The 19,842-nt window shown below is 69.1% G+C and carries 18 protein-coding genes; 1 reads left to right on the top strand and 17 read right to left on the bottom strand.

Features of this window, described 5'->3' with window-relative positions; all coding sequences use genetic code 11:
- Positions 1 to 100: 100 nt before the first annotated feature.
- From ACFW3F_RS00005 to ACFW3F_RS00030, 6 genes are all read right to left on the bottom strand, one after another.
- Positions 101 to 1,426, bottom strand: coding sequence for a dihydroorotase (locus ACFW3F_RS00005; RefSeq protein ID WP_388053076.1), 1,326 nt, complete (start codon positions 1,424 to 1,426; stop codon positions 101 to 103).
- Between the two features lie 48 nt (positions 1,427 to 1,474).
- Entirely contained in the window at positions 1,475 to 2,425 is a 951-nt protein-coding gene (locus tag ACFW3F_RS00010) for an aspartate carbamoyltransferase catalytic subunit (RefSeq protein WP_388053662.1), read from the bottom strand.
- The gene (gene pyrR, locus ACFW3F_RS00015; protein WP_388053077.1) at positions 2,425 to 3,009 is read right to left on the bottom strand and encodes a bifunctional pyr operon transcriptional regulator/uracil phosphoribosyltransferase PyrR; all 585 of its coding nucleotides are present in this window, start codon (positions 3,007 to 3,009) and stop codon (positions 2,425 to 2,427) included. Before pyrR ends, ACFW3F_RS00010 begins: the two co-directional genes overlap by 1 nt.
- Before the next feature lie 118 nt (positions 3,010 to 3,127).
- On the bottom strand, positions 3,128 to 3,613 hold the full coding sequence (gene nusB, locus ACFW3F_RS00020) for a transcription antitermination factor NusB (RefSeq protein WP_388053078.1): 486 nt from the start codon (positions 3,611 to 3,613) through the stop codon (positions 3,128 to 3,130).
- A gap of 3 nt (positions 3,614 to 3,616) precedes the next feature.
- Positions 3,617 to 4,180 (bottom strand): elongation factor P, encoded by a 564-nt coding sequence (efp, locus tag ACFW3F_RS00025; RefSeq protein WP_388053079.1) that lies wholly within the window; start codon positions 4,178 to 4,180, stop codon positions 3,617 to 3,619.
- Positions 4,181 to 4,201: 21 nt separating this feature from the next.
- Positions 4,202 to 5,311: a M24 family metallopeptidase gene (locus ACFW3F_RS00030; RefSeq protein ID WP_388053080.1), complete on the bottom strand. Its 1,110-nt coding sequence runs from the start codon at positions 5,309 to 5,311 to the stop codon at positions 4,202 to 4,204.
- A 96-nt stretch (positions 5,312 to 5,407) separates the two neighbouring features.
- On the opposite strand from ACFW3F_RS00030, the gene ACFW3F_RS00035 reads away from it, so the two are divergent.
- The gene (locus ACFW3F_RS00035; protein WP_388053081.1) at positions 5,408 to 5,938 is read left to right on the top strand and encodes a B-4DMT family transporter; all 531 of its coding nucleotides are present in this window, start codon (positions 5,408 to 5,410) and stop codon (positions 5,936 to 5,938) included.
- Positions 5,939 to 5,994: 56 nt separating this feature from the next.
- Here ACFW3F_RS00035 and ACFW3F_RS00040 read toward each other — a convergent pair whose 3' ends face one another.
- The 11 genes from ACFW3F_RS00040 to ACFW3F_RS00090 form a co-directional block, all read right to left on the bottom strand.
- Positions 5,995 to 7,581 carry a DUF222 domain-containing protein gene (locus ACFW3F_RS00040; RefSeq protein ID WP_388053082.1) on the bottom strand — a complete coding sequence of 529 codons (1,587 nt, stop codon included), beginning with the start codon at positions 7,579 to 7,581 and terminating at the stop codon, positions 5,995 to 5,997.
- 226 nt (positions 7,582 to 7,807) lie between these two features.
- Positions 7,808 to 8,938 (bottom strand): 3-dehydroquinate synthase, encoded by a 1,131-nt coding sequence (gene aroB / locus ACFW3F_RS00045; RefSeq protein WP_388053083.1) that lies wholly within the window; start codon positions 8,936 to 8,938, stop codon positions 7,808 to 7,810.
- An 11-nt stretch (positions 8,939 to 8,949) separates the two neighbouring features.
- Complete coding sequence (locus tag ACFW3F_RS00050; RefSeq protein ID WP_388053084.1) at positions 8,950 to 9,513, bottom strand: shikimate kinase; 564 nt, start codon at positions 9,511 to 9,513, stop codon at positions 8,950 to 8,952.
- On the bottom strand, positions 9,510 to 10,718 hold the full coding sequence (gene aroC, locus ACFW3F_RS00055; RefSeq protein WP_388053085.1) for a chorismate synthase: 1,209 nt from the start codon (positions 10,716 to 10,718) through the stop codon (positions 9,510 to 9,512). Before aroC ends, ACFW3F_RS00050 begins: the two co-directional genes overlap by 4 nt.
- A 53-nt stretch (positions 10,719 to 10,771) precedes the next feature.
- On the bottom strand, positions 10,772 to 11,176 hold the full coding sequence (locus ACFW3F_RS00060; RefSeq protein WP_388053086.1) for an A24 family peptidase: 405 nt from the start codon (positions 11,174 to 11,176) through the stop codon (positions 10,772 to 10,774).
- Between the two features lie 87 nt (positions 11,177 to 11,263).
- On the bottom strand, positions 11,264 to 12,151 hold the full coding sequence (locus ACFW3F_RS00065) for a shikimate dehydrogenase (protein ID WP_388053087.1): 888 nt from the start codon (positions 12,149 to 12,151) through the stop codon (positions 11,264 to 11,266).
- On the bottom strand, positions 12,148 to 14,001 hold the full coding sequence (mltG, locus tag ACFW3F_RS00070; RefSeq protein WP_388053088.1) for an endolytic transglycosylase MltG: 1,854 nt from the start codon (positions 13,999 to 14,001) through the stop codon (positions 12,148 to 12,150). The genes ACFW3F_RS00065 and mltG overlap by 4 nt, the downstream gene beginning before the upstream one ends.
- Positions 13,988 to 14,449: a Holliday junction resolvase RuvX gene (gene ruvX, locus ACFW3F_RS00075; protein ID WP_388053089.1), complete on the bottom strand. Its 462-nt coding sequence runs from the start codon at positions 14,447 to 14,449 to the stop codon at positions 13,988 to 13,990. Before ruvX ends, mltG begins: the two co-directional genes overlap by 14 nt.
- Complete coding sequence (gene alaS, locus ACFW3F_RS00080; protein WP_388053090.1) at positions 14,449 to 17,124, bottom strand: alanine--tRNA ligase; 2,676 nt, start codon at positions 17,122 to 17,124, stop codon at positions 14,449 to 14,451. Before alaS ends, ruvX begins: the two co-directional genes overlap by 1 nt.
- A gap of 92 nt (positions 17,125 to 17,216) precedes the next feature.
- Complete coding sequence (locus ACFW3F_RS00085) at positions 17,217 to 18,599, bottom strand: replication-associated recombination protein A (RefSeq protein WP_388053091.1); 1,383 nt, start codon at positions 18,597 to 18,599, stop codon at positions 17,217 to 17,219.
- A gap of 7 nt (positions 18,600 to 18,606) precedes the next feature.
- A complete protein-coding gene (locus ACFW3F_RS00090; RefSeq protein WP_388053092.1) occupies positions 18,607 to 19,800 on the bottom strand; it encodes a hypothetical protein in 1,194 nt (397 codons plus the stop codon).
- Between the last annotated feature and the right edge of the window lie 42 nt (positions 19,801 to 19,842).

The raw sequence follows: 19,842 nt of genomic DNA on the forward strand, positions 1-19,842 counted from the left end.
TTGAATACGATTTTGCCGTATCCGAGCAGCGAGGCGACCACCGAGGCGACCACCAACACCGCAAGGACCGCCGATATCAGTCCACGCCTGGAACCGGCGGTCATCGGGTCACCTGCCCGTCGCGGGCGGTGACCACGCCGCGCAGCACGGTCGCGGTGACCGTGGCGGGCATGGTCATGGCCTCGAACGGGGTGTTGGCCGACAGGCTCGCCAGGTCGGGACCATGGACCACCCAGGATGTGTCCGGGTCGACGACGGCCAGGTTCGCCGGCTCGCCCACTTCGATCGGACGGCCCTGATCGGTGAGTTCGACGATCTGTGCGGGGCGCTCGCTCATGACGCGCGCGACGCCACGCCAGTCGAGCAGGCCGGGTTTCACGAGGGTTTCCACGATGATCGGCAGCGCGGTCTGCAGGCCCAGCATCCCGGGCTTGGCCTGGGCGAACTCGCAGCACTTCTCCTGCGCGGCATGCGGCGCGTGATCGGTGGCCACACAGTCGACGATCCCCTCGGCCAGCGCCTGCCGCAATGCCTCCTTGTCACGGACCTCACGCAACGGCGGATTCACCTTGTTGACCGGGTCGTAGTCCGCCAACACGGAGTCGTCGAGCAGCAGGTGGTGCGGTGTCACCTCGGCGGTGACCGCGATGCCCTGGTCCTTGGCCCAGCGCAGCAATTCGACGGTGCCCTCGGTGGACGCGTGGCAGATGTGGAGGCGCGCGCCGGCGTCGCGGGCCAGCAGCGCATCGCGGATCACGATGGACTCCTCGGCGGCGCGTGGCCAGCCGGCCAGGCCGAGGCGCGAGGCCGTCGGTCCCTCGTTGGCGACGGCACCGACGGTCAGGCGCGGCTCCTCCGCGTGCTGCGCGATGAGAACGCCGAGCCCGGTCGCGTACTCCAGCGCGCGGCGCATCAGAAGTGGGTCGTCGACGCACTTGCCGTCGTCGCTGAACATCCGCACCCCGGCGACACCGGCGGCCATCATGCCCATCTCGGCGAGTTGCTTGCCGGCCAGACCGACGGTGACGGCGCCGACGGGGTACACGTCGACGAGTCCGACTTCACGCCCGGACCGCCACACGTTGTCGGTGACGGTCGAGTTGTCGGCCACCGGACTGGTGTTGGCCATCGCGAAGACGGCGGTGTAACCGCCGAGGGCCGCGGCCGCCGATCCCGAGCGGATCGTCTCGGTGTCCTCGCGGCCCGGCTCACGCAGGTGCGTGTGGAGGTCGACGAAACCGGGCAGCAGCACGCCACCGTTGCCGTCGACCGTCTCGGTGCCCTCGGGAACGGTGACCGCGGAACCCATCTCGCTGATGACGCCGTCGACGACGAGAACGTCGATCGGGTCTCCTTCGCCGTACGGACGGACGGCTGTGATGACGACGGATCCGGTCGGCGGTACGGATCCGGTGGAGGCGCTCACTGTCCAACTCCTGAGGCGGTGTCGTGGGGGGTCATCGGTGGTTGTGGGTCATAGGTGGGCTCCCGCGGAGTCGGAACCGACGAGCAGTCGGAACAGGACCGCCATCCGGACGTGCACGCCGTTGCGGACCTGCTCGAGGACGGTCGCCTTGGGCGAATCGGCCACCGAGTAGCCGATCTCCATACCGCGCAGCATCGGTCCGGGATGCAGGACCACCGCGTCGTCGTGGAGCAGTGCCAGTCGTCGGTCGTTGAGCCCGAATCGGACCGCGTACTCGCGGGCGCTCGGAAAGAACCCGCCGTTCATGCGCTCGGCCTGGACGCGGAGCATCATGACGGCGTCGACGGCGGGGAGCTCGGCGTCGAGGCTCCCCGAGACGCTCACCGGCCACTGATCGACGCCGACCGGCAGCAGCGTCGGGGGTGCGACCAGTACGACCTCGGCGCCGAGTGTCGACAGCAGATGTGCGTTTGACCGCGCGACACGGGAATGGATGACGTCGCCGACGATTGCGATGCGCCTGCCCTCGAGCGACCCGAGCCGCTGACGCAGGGTCAGTGCGTCGAGCAGCGCCTGGGTGGGATGCTCGTGCGTCCCGTCACCGGCGTTGATCACAGCGGGGCCGTCGCCGTCGGGCGTCGTCGTCCAGTCGGCGATCTGAGCGGGCGCACCCGAGGCCGGGTGCCGGACGATGAGCGCATCGGCACCCGCCGCGCGCAGGGTCTTGGCCGTGTCGCGCAGCGACTCCCCCTTGCCCGCAGAGGAACTCGAGGCGCTGACATTGATGACATCGGCGCTCATCCACTTGCCCGCGACCTCGAAGGAGACCCGGGTGCGGGTGGAGTTCTCGTAGAACACGGTCATCACCGTGCGTCCGCGCAGCGTCGGCAGTTTGCGTACCTCGCGCCCGGTCAGGGCCTGTTCGAAACGCTCGGCGTCGTCGAGAAGTGCGGTGGCGTCGTCGCGGCTGAGGTCCTGAGTCGACAGCAGGTGCCGCATCACGAATCACTCTCCGCTGCAGTCGAACTCGACGCCGACCCGAGGACAACCTCGTCGATGCCGTCGTGTTCGACGAGATGGACCGAGACCTGCTCGTCGCGGGCCGTCGGGATGTTCTTGCCGACATAGTCTGCGCGCAACGGGAGTTCGCGATGGCCGCGGTCGACGAGGACCGCGAGCTGCACGGCCGCGGGCCGGCCGAGATCACGCAGCGCATCGAGCGCCGCACGCACCGTGCGTCCGGAGTAGAGGACATCGTCGACCAGGATCACGATGGCGTTGTCGACACCACCGGCGGGCACCATCGTCCGCTCCAGCGGACGGTGCGGCTTACCGCGCAGATCGTCGCGGTACAACGTGATGTCGAGGTAACCCACCGGTACGTCGACACCCGCGAACTCACTGATCTTGGCACCCAGTCGGGTGGCGAGAGATGTTCCGCGAGTGGGAATTCCGATGAGGACGACGCGCGGTGCGTCGGGCGAGTCCAGAGCTGTCTTCTCGATCACCTGGTGTGCGACACGAGCGATCGTGCGCGACACGTCAGCGGCATCGAGCAGCACCCTGGGAGCGGGGCTGGCCAAAGCCGACCTCCTTCTCCGCCTCGCAGGACGGATCGTTAAAGGATGTCTGTCTCGCGACACTCTACACCGGGCGGCGGCACGGACGAATTCGCGCGACGCACGCCACACCCGCGGTGGATCAGTTCGGCTCCGGCCGTCCGGGTGCGGCCCCACCGGGCTCGGCGGAGGCTGCGGCGCGGACCTGAGGCGCGAGCTCGGCGATCTTGGCCAGCACCCCGTTGACGAAGCCGGGCGAGTCGTCTGTCGACAGCTCCTTGGCCAGTTCCACCGCTTCGTCGACGACCACGATCGGGTCGACGTCGAGCGAGTTGAACAGCTCCCACGTCGCCAGACGCATGATCGCGCGATCGACGGCCGGGAGACGTTCGAGGGTCCAGTCCCGCAGGTACGACGTGATCACCGCGTCGATCTGAGCCTGATCCTCGGCGAGTCCCTGGATCACGGTCGCCGTGTAGTCGTGGATCGAGCCGACGCTCTCGTCCGAACGGACGTACTCACGGCGTTCGGCGACGAGCTGCGCGGGACTGACCCCCTTGGCCTCGGCCTCGAAGAGCAGGTCCACCGCGCGCCGCCGCGCCTTGTGTCGGGTTCCGGGTTGTTTCACAGGTCAGGAGTTGACCCGGCCGAGGTAGCTGCCGTCGCGCGAATCGACCTTGAGCTTGTCGCCGGTGTTGATGAACAGCGGCACCTGGATCTCGGCGCCGGTCTCCAGCGTGGCGGGCTTGGTGCCACCGGTGGACCGATCGCCCTGGAGTCCGGGATCGGTCTGCGCGACGATCAGCTCGACTGTGACCGGCAGCTCGACGAACAGCGGGTTGCCCTCGTTCAGCGACACCTGCACGGTCATGTTCTCCAGCAGGAAGCGCGCGCCGTCGCCGACAGTGGCCGGCGGGAGGGAGAACTGCTCGTAGTCCTGCGTGTCCATGAACACGAAGTCGGTGCCGTCGTTGTAGAGGAAGGTCATGTCACGACGGTCGACGGTCGCGGTCTCGACCTTGACGCCGGCATTGAAGGTCTTGTCGACGGTCTTGCCGCTCAGCACGTTCTTGATCTTGGTGCGCACGAATGCAGGGCCCTTGCCCGGCTTGACGTGCTGGAACTCCTGGATCTGCCAGAGCTGGTCGTCCATGCGCAGCACGAGGCCGTTCTTGAAGTCGGCGGTGGATGCCATGTGGTTTTCGTTCCCTTGCAGTCAGATGACGGTGAATGTCTTGTCGGTGGCGGTCAGCAGGTCGGGGTCGCCGTCGGTGACCACCAATGTGTCCTCGATCCGGACCCCGCCCCATCCGGGCAGGTAGACACCGGGCTCCACGGTGACCGCAGCACCGCATGGCAGTGTACCCGCCGCGAGTTTGCCGATTCCCGGCGCTTCGTGGATCTGCAACCCCACTCCGTGGCCGAGACCGTGCACGTAGTGCTCCCCGTGGCCGGCGTCGGTGATCACGTCCCGGGCCGCGGCGTCGACCTCCCGGAGGTCGGCGCCGGGGGTCAGCGCCGCCCGGCCCGCAGCCTGTGCCGTTGCGACGAGTTCGTAGAGATCCCGCTGCCATGAAGCGGCGCGCCGCAGGACGAAGGTCCTCGTCATGTCCGAGTGGTACCCGCCGACGACCGACCCGAAGTCGATCTTGACCAGATCACCGTCGGCCAGGGCGGTGTCGGTGGGACGGTGATGCGGGATGGCGGAGTGCGCGCCCGCCGCCACGATCGTCTCGAAGGCGACGCCATCGGCCCCGAGTCGATACATCTCCCATTCGAGTGCGCGTGCGACCTGACGTTCGGTGGTCCCGGCACGCAGGACGCCATCGGCAACGATTCGTGCCAGGGCGGCATCGCCGATCGCGCACGCCGCCCGCAGCAGTTCGATCTCGCCGGGGTCCTTGACAGCTCTCAGGTTCTGCACGATGCCGGAGATCCCGACCAGGTCCACTCCCGAGTCCGCGAGCGCCGTGGACAGCGCGCGGTGCGCGGCCACGGTTTCGGTGTCGGACTCGAAGCCGACGCGCCCCGCACCGGTGGTCCGGGCGTGGTCGACGAGGGCACGCACCACGGCGCGTTCGATGATCGCTTCGACGTCGGGCACCTGCTCGGCGACCTGGGTGAGGTACCGGCCGTCGGTCGCGATCCGGTCACCCGCCGGGTCGTCGACGTCGATCAGCACGGCGGCGTTCGAGCCGGTGAACCCGGTCAGATAGCGGACGTTGACGAGGTCGGAGACGACGAGGAACGAGACCGGGTCGTCCGCGGCCCGCAGTTCGGTTCGCAGCCGGGCGCGGCGGCCGGCCGTGTCGTGGTTGATCGGCACCTCCGCCACGCTACGGCGGGCGTCGGAACCGCGCGAACCCGGCCACTTCGACCAGGTGTGTCCGCTGTCACCACCTCCGTGCGTAAGATGACGCGCATGTCTTCGTGGTTGGTGCGCGGTCTGACGATGACCGCAGTTCACGTCCTCGCCCGCGTCTTGCTCGGGTTCGCAGTGGTGCAGGCACCGCTGAACTCCACCGTCTGGCGCACCATCGCGATCGCCGTCGTCGTCCTCATCGCCCTGGTGTGGGGTGGCTACGACGGTATCCGCGATGCCCGCGCGAATCCGGATCCCGATGACTACGAGGACCTCACCGTGCGCTGGCTGCAGGCAGGCGTCCTGGCGGGCGTTCTCGCCGGCCTGATCTCGTGGATCCTCGGCACGGTCGTGCTCGCCGGGATCGGACAGGCCAGCTTGTTCGTCGAACTCATCGCCGGAGCGTCGTTCACCGCGCTGCTCGTCTTCGTCCCCGCCTTCGTCGGTGCGGCGATCGGCCGCTTCCTCGTCCGGCGCGACCAGAACAAGGGCGCAGCCGACGACGACTGGTCGGTGCACGAGGATCGCTCGCCCCACCACGAGGACGGCACCCCCGCTGATGCGGACGCGCCGACTCAGCGAATCCGCTGAGCGGGCGCTGACAGTTATCGCTTGTTGCCCGCCGACGTTGTCGTGACCGGCGGTGTCTAGAAGGGCGGCGGGTTCGCGTCGTCCCAGCGTTTCTCGGCGTGTTGCTGGCGTCGGAAGTCGTTGTCGCGCATCGTGTCCAAGTGTTTCCGCGCGGGGTGGTCGGGCGGCCGGCACGGGGTGAGCTTATTGAACAGGTCCCGTCCGCTGAACGCATTGCCGACGAACATGTGCCCGGTGGGTGTGGTGAACCAGGCGGTGCGGAATTCGTCCTGGTGGTCCTGCCAGCTGGTGAAGGTCTTGATGCGGTGATGGAATCGGCACAGCGGTTTCAGATTGCGCGCGTCGGTCGGTCCGCCGCGACGCGAATCGGCGTGGTCGAACGGATCGGTGTGGTCGAGATCGATCTGCCACACCGGCGCATTGCAACCCGGGAAGGTGCAGCACAATTCACCCGCACGTACCAGCGCCTGGAGCTTCTTCGACGGGGCGTAGCGCATCGCGGGATCAGTATTTGCCACTGGCGGGCCGGCGTCTGTGGGCGCGATGTAGGTGCGTCGGGCTTCGGCCAGAAGGGATCGAGCGGTGTCGGCGTCGACGATGCCGTGGCGGTCGAGAAAGGCGGGATCGTCGTCGAGCCCGATCAGTGTCGACAGGTTCACCACGATGTGAAAGGTCGCACGCGGCGCGCGCGATGGAGGCGTTGAGGCATCCGAAGGCAGTGCGTCGAGGTCTTGCTCCGGACCGGCTGCGGCTGTCGGCATGCTGCAGTCGTCGCACCGACATGTCAGCGCGGCTTCACCGCGGGCGAGTGCCTTGAGCGCGTCTGCGCGGCGCTGGGAGAAGGTGCGCGGGTCGCCTGTGTGCACCTCGGTGGCCATCGACGACAGCCGGGCATCGAACTCGGCCGCATCGGCGACGGGCAGCGTGCCGGAGATCCGGGACTGACCGGGCGTGAACCGATCCGGGGTGACCGTCACCTTGCGGTCGGACTTCACCCGCTCCTTGCGTCGACGGACCGCGTCGGGCGCCCACTTGGCGACGATGGCGTCGACCATGGCGGTGAACCGTGCCGTTGACATCGGTGCGCGCGCGAAGATCGCCTCGGCCAGATGGACGTCCACGGTCTGCATCTCCTCATCGTCGGTGATGAGGTCGGTGCGTTTGAGTGTAATGAGGAAGCGGCGCTTGTCGATTCGGCCGCACGCCAGCGCGTGCCCGGTGAACGCGAGCCGGTAACGCAGCGCGTCACCGGCTTCGATGAGATCTTTCGCCTCGGCCGGTGTGACGGTGAGAGTGGCACCGACTTCGGCGATGGCCTGCTCGAGACCGTTCGGACCGAACCGCTCGTACGGGTTCTCACCCGCGGCCACCCGCGCTGACAGGTTCTCGAACGCTTCGATGGAGTCGAGTTCACCGCTGTGCATCTCGGCCCGCCGTTGGGCGTAGTCCATCTCACGCTCATCGTGAATGAGACTGGCAACAACCATCATCCGATGCGCCGACGCTGCGGCGAGGCCGGCGCAATGACTCAGGACCTCGACGAGTTCGGACGCGGAGAGTTCATGGTCGGGACGGAGACGTGGTTCGACCGAATGCTGTGATGGGTCCACCGATGTGGATTCGGTCCCCGCCCCCGATGGCATGCGTCTACGATACCCGAACATACGTTCGAGTCAACGGCTGATTTCGGGACCGCCAGTTGTCTGGCAATCGGATCACGCCGCACCGACAGGAGCTATGGGTCGCCTCGGTGGCCTCGACGGGCGCGGCGTCCTCGCTTCGCCCGGTCGACGCTGCTCGACCAACAGATCACGGCGACGCTGCTCGATCAACAGGGCACGGCGACGCTGCTCGACCAGCAGAACCGGGCTAGAGCAGGACCGACGTGCTCTTCGCCGCCGGGCCACCCGCCACCGCGGAGTAGGCGGCCGCGATCAGGCCCGGATCAGGGCCTTCGAGCCGGCCGGGCTTGGCCAGCCCGTCCAGGACGACGAAGCGCAAGACACCTGACCGGTTCTTCTTGTCCCCGGCCATGCCCTGCAGAAGATCGCCGAATGCATCCGGGTCGTACGTTGTCGGCAGTCCCACGAGATCCAGGATGGCCTTGTGCCGATCCGCCGTGGCGTCGTCGAGGCGCCCGGCCAGGCGCGAGAGCTCGGCGGCGAACACCAGGCCCACCGACACCGCCGCGCCGTGACGCCAGCGGTACCGCTCCCGGCGTTCGATCGCGTGGCCGAGGGTGTGTCCGTAGTTGAGGATCTCGCGCAGCGACGACTCCTTGAGGTCCGCCGACACCACGTCCGCCTTGACCTGCACCGACCGTCGGATGAGGTCGGGCAGCACACCTGAGGTCGGGTCGAGGGCGGCCTCGGGGTCGGCCTCGATGATGTCGAGGATCGTGGGATCGGCGATGAAGCCGGTCTTGATGACCTCGGCGAGTCCGGCGACGATCTCGTTGCGCGGGACGGTCTCCAGGGTGCCGATGTCGATGAGGACCGCGTCGGGTTCATGGAACGACCCGACGAGGTTCTTGCCCGCCTCGGTGTTGATGCCGGTCTTGCCGCCCACGGCGGCGTCGACCATCGCCAGCAGCGTCGTCGGGATGTGGATCACCCCGATGCCGCGCATCCAGGTGGCCGCGACGAATCCGGCCAGGTCGGTGGCAGCTCCCCCACCGAGGCTGATGACCTTGTCGTTGCGCTTGAGACCGATCCGACCGAACACTTCCCAGCAGAAGGACGCAACCGACAGATCCTTGCCGTCCTCGGCGTCCGGGATCTCGACGCGATGGGCATCGAATCCCTTGTCCGCGAGGAACTCTCGAACCTGCTCGGCGGTTTTCGCCAGTGGCGGCTGGTACAGGATCGCGATGCGGTCGGCACCCTTCGCCGCGGCGGCCACCTCGCCGAGGAGTCCCCGGCCGATGGTCACGTCGTAGGGTGCGCCGGCGTTGACCCGGATGGCGACGGGTTCGGTCCCCGCCTGATCGTTTTCGGTCATTCTCGGCTTCCTCACATGAGTTCGCGGGCGAGTTGGACGACGACGGCGTCGGCAACCGTGTCGGGATCGGAGTCGGCATCGACGTCGAAGGTGCACACCGCCGCGTAGGTTTCCGTCCGTCCGGCGAGCAGTTCGGCGTATCGGGCGGCGGGGTCCGCGGTGGCCAGGAGCGGTCGGTCGGTTCCGGACACGCGCTCGTATCCCCGCTCGGGCGACACCCGGAGGTACACGACACGCTGGTCGGCCAGTGCCTCACGGACGCCGGCGGTGGTCACGGCGCCACCGCCGAGCGACACCACGCCCCCGTGGTTGTCCAGGACATCGGTGACGACGTTCTCCTCGATCGTCCGGAAAGCCTCGACACCGTCGGATTCGAAGATCTCCGGGATGCTGCGTCCGGTGCGTCGCACCAGTTCGACGTCGGTGTCGATGAAGTCGACGCCGAGCCGATCGGCGAGCAGGCGACCGACGGTGGACTTGCCCGCCCCCATGAAGCCGATGAGCACGGCCGCCGGACGACGACCCGTCGTCGCACGCGTCGGGGTCGGTGGCATAGGGGTTGGGGGCTGGGTCATGCCCGGGGCGGACGCGCGTCGATGGCGGCCCGGTAGGCACCGAGGTTGGCTGCGGTCTCGGCGACCGAGTCTCCCCCGAACTTCTCCAGCGCGGCCTGGGCAACGACGAGCGCGACCATCGCCTCGGCGACGACACCCGCCGCAGGCACGGCGCAGACGTCCGAACGCTGGTGGATCGCGCTGGCCGTCTCCCCCGTCGACATGTCGATCGTGGACAGCGCTCGCGGCACCGTCGAGATCGGCTTCATGGCGATGCGCACGCGCAGGTCCTCGCCGTTGGTCATGCCGCCCTCGAGCCCGCCCGCGCGGTTGGTCGAACGCAGCACGCCGTCGGCACCGGGAACCATCTCGTCGTGGGCCTCGCTGCCGCGGCGGCGGGCGGTCGTGAAGCCGTCGCCGACCTCGACCCCCTTGATGGCCTGGATGCCCATCAGCGCCGCCGCCAACCGGGCGTCGAGGCGGGTCTCCCCGCTCACGTGCGAACCGAGGCCGACGGGCACACCCGTCGCCACGATCTCGACCACGCCGCCGAGGGTGTCGCCGTCCTTCTTCGCCGCCTCGATCTCGGCGATCATCGACTTCTCGGCGTCGTCGTCGAAGGCGCGGACCGGACTGGCGTCGATGGCTTCGAGGTCGGCGATGCGCGGCGGCGGGCCGTCATACGGATCGCTCGCGCCTATCGAGATGACGTGGGAGACGACGTCGATGCCGAGCACCTGACGGAGGAAGTTGCGGGCGACGGTGCCGGCCGCGACGCGGGCCGCGGTCTCACGCGCGCTGGCGCGTTCGAGCACCGGACGGGCGTCGTCGAAGCCGTACTTGAGCATGCCGGAGTAGTCGGCGTGCCCGGGGCGGGGCCGGGTCAGCGGCGCGTTGCGGGCGCTGCCCTCGAGTTCGGCCGCATCCACGGGGTCGGATGCCATCACCGTCTCCCATTTGGGCCACTCCGTGTTGCCGATCTCGATCGCCACGGGACCGCCCATGGTCTGGCCATGGCGGACCCCGCCGAGCACGGTCACCTTGTCGGCCTCGAACTTCATCCGCGCCCCCCGGCCATAGCCGAGGCGGCGCCGAGCAAGTTGCTCGGCGATGTCGGACGAGGTGACCTCGACGCCGGCCACCATGCCCTCGACGATGGCGACCAGGGCGGGACCGTGGGATTCTCCGGCAGTTATCCAGCGCAACACAGTGATCGATTGTTCCATGCTGCCGCGTCCAGCCCGACGGCGGCGCCGCCGAAACCCGCGGGTCGTGCGCGTCACAGCAGACCCGCGACGACGAACGTGGCCGCGACGAGGGCGGGTCCGTGCGGATGCGAGCCGGTGACGCTTCGCTCCCGGGGAGCCGCGCGGTCTGCCAGCACCGTGCCCACCGCCACGAACGAGGCCAGTGCCACCACGACCAGGGCCGCGTCCCAACGCAGGGCGAGCGCACCGCACGCCGCGGCGAGCTTGACGTCTCCGCCGCCGCACCAGCCCACCCCGAAGGCCAGCGCGTAGGGGGTCGCGGCCACCACCGCCGCCAGCGCGGCCCCAGGATGGGCGACACTCGCACCCACCGCGCCACAGAGTCCGGGCCAGACGAGCACGTTCGGGATCCGGCGGGTGTCGGCATCGGTCACGGCGACGACCGACAGCCACAGCAGGATCGCGCACTCGCCCATCGGCCGATCATGTCGGGAGATCGGACCGTCGCCCCTCGCCCGTCCACAGCCGACCGGCCCTGTGGACGGACCCGGATCGTCGCGGCGTCAGTCGACGGTCAGAGCCTCGATCATCGCCTCGCGGGGTGCGGGCAGACCGGTGAAGAGCTCGACCTGCCGGAACGCCTGGTTGACCAGCATGACCAGACCGCCGACCACGGTCCCGCCGGCCGCGGCGACCGCAGTCGCAAGCGGCGTCGGCCAGGGGTCATAGATCACGTCCACGACCTTGCCCGCCCCGGCCACCGCCGACGCCAGGCCGGCGGCCGCCTCGGCGGGCACCGTCGACACGACGACGGACGCGTCGCGACACCGATGGTCCAGCGCCTCCGCGGGTTCGAAGGGCACCGTCTCGCCACTCATCCCGAGCCGCTCACACAGTTCGAGGACGGGCGTGGCGCGACCGGCGTCGCGCGCGACGACCACCACATCGGTGACGCCCGCGTCCGCGAGTGCCATGATCGTCGGCAGCGCCGTGCCACCCGCCCCGACCACCACCGCGATCGGCGGTGCGCCCGCGGCGATGTCGGCGTCGACCCCGAGGTCGGTGAGCGCACCCGACATGCCGTCGATGTCCGTGCAGTCCGCGCGCCAGCCGGTCGCCACACGCACCAGGGTGTTGGCCGACCCGACGAGCTCGGCGCGCTCCGTGCATTCAGAGGCGAACTCGAGTGCCGCGCGTTTGTTGGGCATGGTGACCGAGAACCCGATGAAGTCCGCATCGGCACCGTCGACGATCTCGGGCAGTCGGTCGGCGGTGCACTCGATCCGCTCGTACCGCCAGTCGGCGAGCCCCAGGGCCCGGTAGGCGGCGAGGTGGACCCGCGGCGAACGTGAATGCGTGATCGGCGACCCCAGGACCGCGGCCCGGCGGTGGTCACCGTGCGGGGAGCGGGTGTCGGTGGGCACGGTGTTCACGGCGGGCCCGCCGGTCACTGACTACATCCCGTGGCCACCAGCTTGTTGCGGCAGGCGACCTCGCGGTTGCGTTTGTGATCTTCGAAGGTGTTGGCGAACAAGGTGGTCCCGGCGGTGTCGACGGTGACGAAGTACAGCCACCCGCCCGGCGCCGGGTCGAGCATCGCCTCGAGCGCCGGCACGCCGATCGCCGCGATCGGCGTGGGTGGCAACCCCTTGTAGCGGTAGGTGTTCCATTCGTTGTCGTTCTTGTACGCCTCGCCGTGGACGTCGATGTTCGTGATGTCGGCGGTGTAGTTCTGCGTCGAGTCCATCTGCAGCAACTGATCGCGGTCGAGGCGATTGCGGATGACTCGCGCCACCTTCGGCGCATCCTCCACGTGGCGGACCTCCCGCTCCACGATCGACGCCGCGATCAGGGTTTCGTACGGCTCGAGCCCGGAGTTGTTGCGGTCCAGCAATCCCCATTGCTCGAACATCGTCCCGCTCTTGGAGATCATCTCCTGCAGGATCTGCGTGGCGGTGTGATCGGGTTCGACACGCTCCCAGGTGGTCGGCGCGATGAGTCCTTCGACACGGCGATGATCGCCGGTCATCGCCGCGACGTTCTGGCGGGCCCACTCGGGTACGCCCAGCTCCTCCGGGGTGGCCTCGGCCGCAGCCCGCTCCAGGTCGGCGACCCTGACGCCCTCCTGCTCCCCGTTGACCGCGAACGAGGTCGCGTTCTCGATGAGCTGGAAGATGCCCGGGGTGATCTTGCCGTCGATACCGGTCTTCGAATCGAGCTGCAGCCCCGGTGGGATCACGACTCGACCGACCCGATGCTCCGCGCCGTCATCGGTCAGCATCTCGACGGCCGTGGTCGCCGGGATCTGGGTGCGCATCTTGTAGAGCCCACCGGACATCGGTTGTCCGCCGGCGGCATCGACGAACGCACGCACGCTGCCGACCACGTCGGCGTCGACGAGGATGCGGCCGAAGTCGGCGAGTGTGGAGTTGTCCGGGATGTCGACGACGACGTCGCCGGCGCCGGCCACATTGGTGTAGTCCTTGCGTGACTCGAGCAGCCCGGTGGCGCGCACTCCGTAGTAACCGACGCCGGTGATCAACGCGAGCATGAAGACGATCGCGAGGGCCAGCACCGCACGGCGCTTGCCACGGTTCCCCGTACGGCGGGGGGTGCGACGCGCCTGCTGAGCGGGCTCGGCGTCGTCGACACCGGGCCACCAGTCGTCGTCGTGCTCGGCGTCGCGAACCGGACGCGCCGTCTCGGCAGGATCGGCGTAACGCGCCTCGTCGGGGCGCACCTCGTGGTGGCGCTCGTCGTGGTGGCGCTCGTCGGCGTACCGGGCACCGGCGTACCCGTCCGGTTCGAGGCCGGCGGGTTCGGGTTCGGCCGGGGCATACTCGGCGGGGGCGAATCCGGTTGTCGCAGGGCGGAATTCGTCGTCACCGGCGCTGCGCACAGGCGGGGCGGGCCGCGCTGCGGCAGGCGGGGGTGTCGCAGGCGGGGGTGTCACGGGCGGGGGCGTGACGGGCGGGGGCGTGACGGGCGGGGGCGGGGTGGGAGACTGCCCCGGCGGGATGCGGACCGGCGTCGCGCGCGGTCGGGGCGTACCCCCCACCGGGCGCGCCTGTTCGGCGGGCGGGACGGGCGGTGGGACCGGACGACGCCCGGCCGCATCCGCGGGTTCCCCGCCGGCGCGACGGCGACGGTGCCGCGTGTGCGGCGACCCGTCGGCCGACTGGGTGAAGTACCGCAGACGCTCCGGGTCCATGCCCTCGGTACGGCGCTGCGGGCTCTCCCGGTGTCGTGTGCGACGCCGATCGTCGGTCACCGGAGGCTCCCCTGACTCATCGTCGCGCATCCAACCACCCCTGAAGAATAGCGACCGCCGCGGCTTGGTCGATCACCGCGCGCGAGGACTTCACCGTCCGGCCGCTGGCGTGCAGTGCCTGCTGTGCGGTCACCGTCGTGAATCGTTCGTCGTGCCAATGCACCGCCACCGGGTCGATCCGGGACGACAGCCGGTCCCCGAACGCACGCGCGGTCTCGGCCGCCGTGCCCGCGGTGTTCTTGAGCGTCTTCGGCAGGCCCACGACCACCCCGACGGCCTCGTATTCGGCGACGAGCGCGGCGATCCGGTCGAGATCGTCTGTGCGCGAAGGGGTTCGACGAACAGTCTCGACCGGGGTCGCGAGAATGCCGTCGGGGTCGCACACGGCGACGCCGATCCGCACGCTCCCGACATCGATGCCGAGGAGTCGCCCTCGGGCCCGCGCGGGGCCGTCGGTTCGTGGTTGCGGGTCCGGCATCAGGCGACGAACTCTCGGATGCGTGTCAGCGCAGCGTCGATCCCCGACGGAACGGTGCCGGCGCCCTGGGCCAGGTCGGGCTTGCCGCCGCCACGACCACCCACCAGTGGCGCGACCTCCTTGACGAGGTCGCCGGCCTTGATCCCCGCGTCGCGGGCGGCCGCCGTGGTGGCGATCACGAATGGCACCTTGGCCTCCGATCCGTCACCACTGGGCGAGAACAGCGCGATCACCGCCTGACGGTCGGCGACACGGCCACGCAGGTCGGTCACCACCGACCGCAGCCCGTTGGCGTCGAGGCCCGGAACCCGGCCCTCGACCACGAGGGTCGCTCCGACGGTCGTCGCGGTGTCGAGGAGACCGGAGACCGCGGACCGGGCCGCCTCGGCACGCACCCGCTCGAGTTCCTTCTCGGCGTCGCGCAACTTGGTGACGAGCTGCTCGACGCGGCCGGGCACCTCCTCGGACGGCACCTTCAACGACGACGCCAAACCGGCCAGCAGTGCGCGTTCCTTCGACAGGAACCGGAACGAGTCGAGACCGACATAGGCCTCGACGCGCCGGACACCCGAACCGACCGAGGACTCCCCGATCAGTGTGATGGGCCCGATCTGCGACGACGACGCGACGTGCGTGCCACCGCAGAGCTCCATGGAGAACGGCCCGCCGATCTCCACGACCCGGACGACGTCGCCGTAGTTCTCGCCGAAGAGCGCCATCGCACCCATGGCCTTGGCCTCGGACAGGCCGGTCTCGAATGTGTTGACCTGATAGTTCGCCTCGACGGCGGCGTTGCTGATCTCCTCGATCTCGCGGCGCTGGGCCTCGGTCACCGGACCGCTCGCGTTGAAGTCGAAGCGCAGGTACCCGGGGCGGTTCAGTGAGCCGGCCTGCGTCGCGCCGGGCCCGAGGACCTCGCGCAGGGCCGCATGGACCATGTGTGTACCCGAGTGACCCTGGGTGGCGCCGTGCCGCCAGGCGGTGTCGACCGCGGCCAGGACCTCGTCGCCCTCCTCGATCTCACCCTCGTCGATGCGGACCTTGTGCAGCCACACCGATTTGCCGACCTTCTGCACGTCGGTGACCGACATCCGCACACCCGAGCCGGTGGTGATGGTGCCGACGTCGGCCATCTGACCGCCCGATTCGGCATACAGCGGGGTGCGGTCGAGGACAACCGTCAGTTCCTGCCCGGCCGACGCAACAGGCAGGCGGGCACCGTCGGAGACGAGTCCGAGCACCCGTGCCTCCGACACCAACTCGTCGAAACCCGTGAACTCGGTCGGCCCGCGGTCGAGGAAGTCGCGGTAGACGCTGAGATCGGCGTGCCCGGTCTTGCGGGCGGTGGCGTCGGCCTTGGCGCGCTGCTTCTGCTCGGCCATCAGCGAGGTGAAGCCGTCCTGATCCACCGAGAGACCGGCTTCGGCGGCCATCTCCAGGGTCAGGTCGATCGGAAAGCCGTAGGTGTCGTGCAGGGTGAAGGCATCCGAACCGGTGATGGTCGTCCGAGACGCGCTCTTGGTGGCCGTCGCCGCATCGGCGAACAGCTTCGACCCCGCGGCAAGTGTCTTCGAGAAGGAGGTCTCTTCTCCCACGGCCACATCGACGATGTGGCGACGCTGTGTCTCGAGTTCGGGATACGACGGCGCCATGAGATCGATGACCTTGCCGATGATCGTGCCCATGGTCGGCTGATTGTCGCCGGTACCGAGCAAACGCATCGACCGCACCACCCGGCGCAGCAGACGACGCAGGACGTACCCGCGGCCGTCGTTACCCGGGAGCACTCCGTCGCCGATCAGCATGGCCGAGGTCCGCGCGTGGTCGGCGACGACGCGGAACCGGACGTCGTCGGCGTGCGAGCCGGCGCCGTACGCGCGGCCCGACAGCTCCGCGGCGAGGTCGATGATCGGCTTGCACAGGTCGGTCTCGTAGACGTTGTCCACACCCTGCAGCAGACACGCCACGCGCTCGACGCCCATGCCGGTGTCGATGTTCTGCTTGGGCAGCGGTCCCAGGATCTCGTAGTTGTCCTTGCCGCCGCCGGGGCCGCGGACGTTCTGCATGAAGACGAGGTTCCAGATCTCGATGTAGCGGTCCTCGTCGGCCTCCGGCCCGCCTTCGACGCCGTACTCGGGTCCGCGGTCGTAGAAGATCTCCGAACACGGCCCGCACGGACCGGGGACGCCCATCGACCAGTAGTTGTCCTTCATCCCGCGCCGCTGGATGCGCTCGGCGGGAACGCCGATCTCCTCGCGCCAGATCGCCTCGGCCTCGTCGTCGTCGAGGTAGACCGTCGGCCACAGTTTCTGCGGGTCGATGCCGAATCCGCCGTCGGCGACGCTGTTGGTCAGCAGGGTCCAGGCGAAGGTGATGGCCTCCCGCTTGAAGTAGTCGCCGAAGGAGAAGTTGCCCGCCATCTGGAAGAAGGTGTTGTGCCGGGTGGTGATGCCGACCTCGTCGATGTCCAGTGTTCGCACACACTTCTGAACGCTGGTCGCGCGGGAGTACGGCGGTGTCTGCTCACCCAGGAAGAAGGGCTTGAACGGGACCATGCCGGCGTTGACGAACAGCAGGTTGGGATCGTCGAGCAGCAACGAGGCGCTGGGCACCTCGGTGTGCCCGGCCTTGATGAAATGGTCCAGGAACCGCTGCCGGATGTCATGCGTCTGCACTGTGGGTCTCGTCCTCGCCGTTGGTTGTCGCGACATCACAGCCTACCGTCGGCGGACCCCACACCGGTGCATGGACTCTCATCTGCGTGAACTCAGCGCGAGCGTCGCCGCGACACCGCGCCCCGCACGATCGACCGCAACTTCGCGACCCGCGGCCCGATCTCGCGCTCCAGCCCGTGGTCGGTGGGCACATAGTAATCGGTGCCGACCAGCTCGTCGGGCGGATACTGCTGCGGCACAACGCCGTCGGGGTCGTCGTGCGGATACCGGTAGGCGACGCCGTTGCCGAGCTTCTTGGCCCCCGGGTAATGACTGTCGCGAAGGTGCGCAGGCACCGCTCCGGCCTTGCCCGACTCGACGTCGGCGAGGGCCGCGCCGATCGCCGACACCACGCCCGCCGACTTCGGGGCCGTCGCGAGGTGGATGGTCGCCTGCGTGAGCGCCAGTTTGGCCTCCGGCATCCCGACGAGATTCACGACCTGGGCGGCCGCGACCGCCGCCTGCAGGGCCGTCGGATCGGCCATCCCGATGTCCTCGCTGGCGTGGATCATCAGGCGCCGCGCGATGAATCGAGGATCCTCCCCCGCGGCGATCATCCGTGCGAGGTAGTGCACGGCGGCATCGACGTCGGAACCGCGAATGGACTTGATGAACGCACTCGTCACGTCGTAGTGCTGGTCGCCGTCCCGGTCGTAGCGCACCGCCGCGCGGTCGATGGCGGTCTCCACGTCGGCGAGATCGATCCGGTCGGTCGAGTCGGCGCTGGCCTCGAGGGCCGTCAGCGCCCGGCGCGCGTCCCCGCCCGACACCGCGACGAGGTGGTCGTAGGCCGCCTCGGTCACCTCGACCTCGCCGCCGAGCCCGCGCGGGTCGGCGACCGCCCGCGTCAGCACCTCCCGGATGTCCGAGTCGGTCAACGACCGGAGCTGCAGGACCAGCGACCGGGACAGCAACGGCGCGACGACCGAGAACGACGGGTTCTCGGTCGTGGCGGCGACGAGCAGAACGATCCGGTTCTCCACGGCGTCGAGCAGCGCGTCCTGCTGGGTCTTGGAGAACCGGTGGACCTCGTCGATGAACAGGACGGTCTGCTGACCGCCCGTCGACGAGTCGCCGATGAGGCGGCGGCGGGCGAGGTCGATGACCGCACGCACCTCCTTGACTCCGGCCGAAAGAGCCGACAACGCCTCGAACCGGCCGCCGGTGGCGCGGGCGATCAGCGAGGCCATCGTGGTCTTCCCGGTGCCGGGCGGCCCGTACAGGAGCACCGACGCCGCACCGGAACCGCTGATCAACCGACGCAGGGGCGAGCCGGTTCCCAGCAGATGCTGCTGCCCGACGATCTCATCGAGGTTCTGCGGTCGCATCCGGACCGCGAGCGGAGCACTCGGCGGCGGCGGCGCGGTCAGCCCGCCCGGTCCGCTTCCAGCGGAACCGGCCCGAGGATCGTCGGGTGGGTCGAACAGTCCGTCCACGAGCGTGTCAGGCCAGCCAGATGCGCTGCAGCGCGACGCCCATCGCGGTCGCGAACACGGCGATCTCGTCGTCACCCGCGCGCCCCGCCGCAGCGGCGAGATCGGTCCAGCGGCTGACGATCACGCGGGGATCGTTCGTGTGCAGGGCCCAGTCATGGGTGAAGCCCGCGGTACCGAAATCGGCAACATCGAACTCGGGGTCGGTGGTCTCGGCATCGACGCCGCCGGAGGCCTCCGGGTCGCCCGGCAGCATCCACACCGTCGACAGCCACACCCAGAGCTGACGAGCGAGCAGCACCTTGCGCTGCATCTCCCGCTCATGGGCGAGAGCCGGCCAGATCGAATGAACCTCCGAGCGCCAGGCGTCGACCATCGACACCTCGAGGTCCGTCGCACGAGCGGACGTCCTGGGCGGCAACTGGGCGGTGATCGTGACGAGCGCGTAGGCGATGTCGAGGGTCGCGTCGCGGAAGCCGCCCCACTCGTAGTCCATGAACTGGACGCCGTCGTCGTTGAGGAGAATGTTCTCGGGTCCCACGTCGGAGGGACTGAACGCGCGGTGGTCGCCCTCGTCGAACAGCGTCGCCGCGGTACGAAGGGACTTCACGACCTGCTCGGGAACAACGACGTCGAGCGCTGCGGCGTGCCCGGCCACCGAGTCGATCGACCGCAGTGCCTCGTCGCGCAGGATGTCCCGGCCCTGGGTGCCCGACGGTCCACGGCGCAGCAGGGCGAGGAAGTCGCCCTCGCCGCCGACCGTGGCCGCATGCATCCGCCCGAGTGCCTGACCCCAAGCGCTGACCGCGCGCGACGTCTCGACCGGGTCGACACCGGCGAGATACTCGAGCATGGAACGGCCGTGGCCGAGGTCGGAGAGCACCATGATGCGCAGATCCGAGTCCGACGCGATCAGCTGCGGTCCCGGGCGCGACTCGTTGGGCAGCGCCGTCGCGTACTTGTACGACGCGATCTCCCGGTGGAACGCCTGCGGGTCCTCGTGTTCGGGAAGTGCCTTGATCACCAGTGATCGGTCGAGGCTGAGGGGATTCTGCGCGACCCGGACCCGCACCACCGTGGTACGTCCGCTGCCGCCGAGGTCCTCGGGATCGTCGAGGACCACTGCTGATCCGGCGCGGTGTGACAGCAGCGCCTCTGCCGCCCGCACCACGCTGGTGATGCGGCTTTCCGTAATGACCGTCATGTCGCCCACCAACCTACCCGTTGCAACGATGTCGCAACAGCA

The sequence above is a fragment of the Gordonia sp. NPDC058843 genome (assembly GCF_042743165.1).
In the GTDB taxonomy this organism is placed as follows: Bacteria; Actinomycetota; Actinomycetes; order Mycobacteriales; family Mycobacteriaceae; genus Gordonia.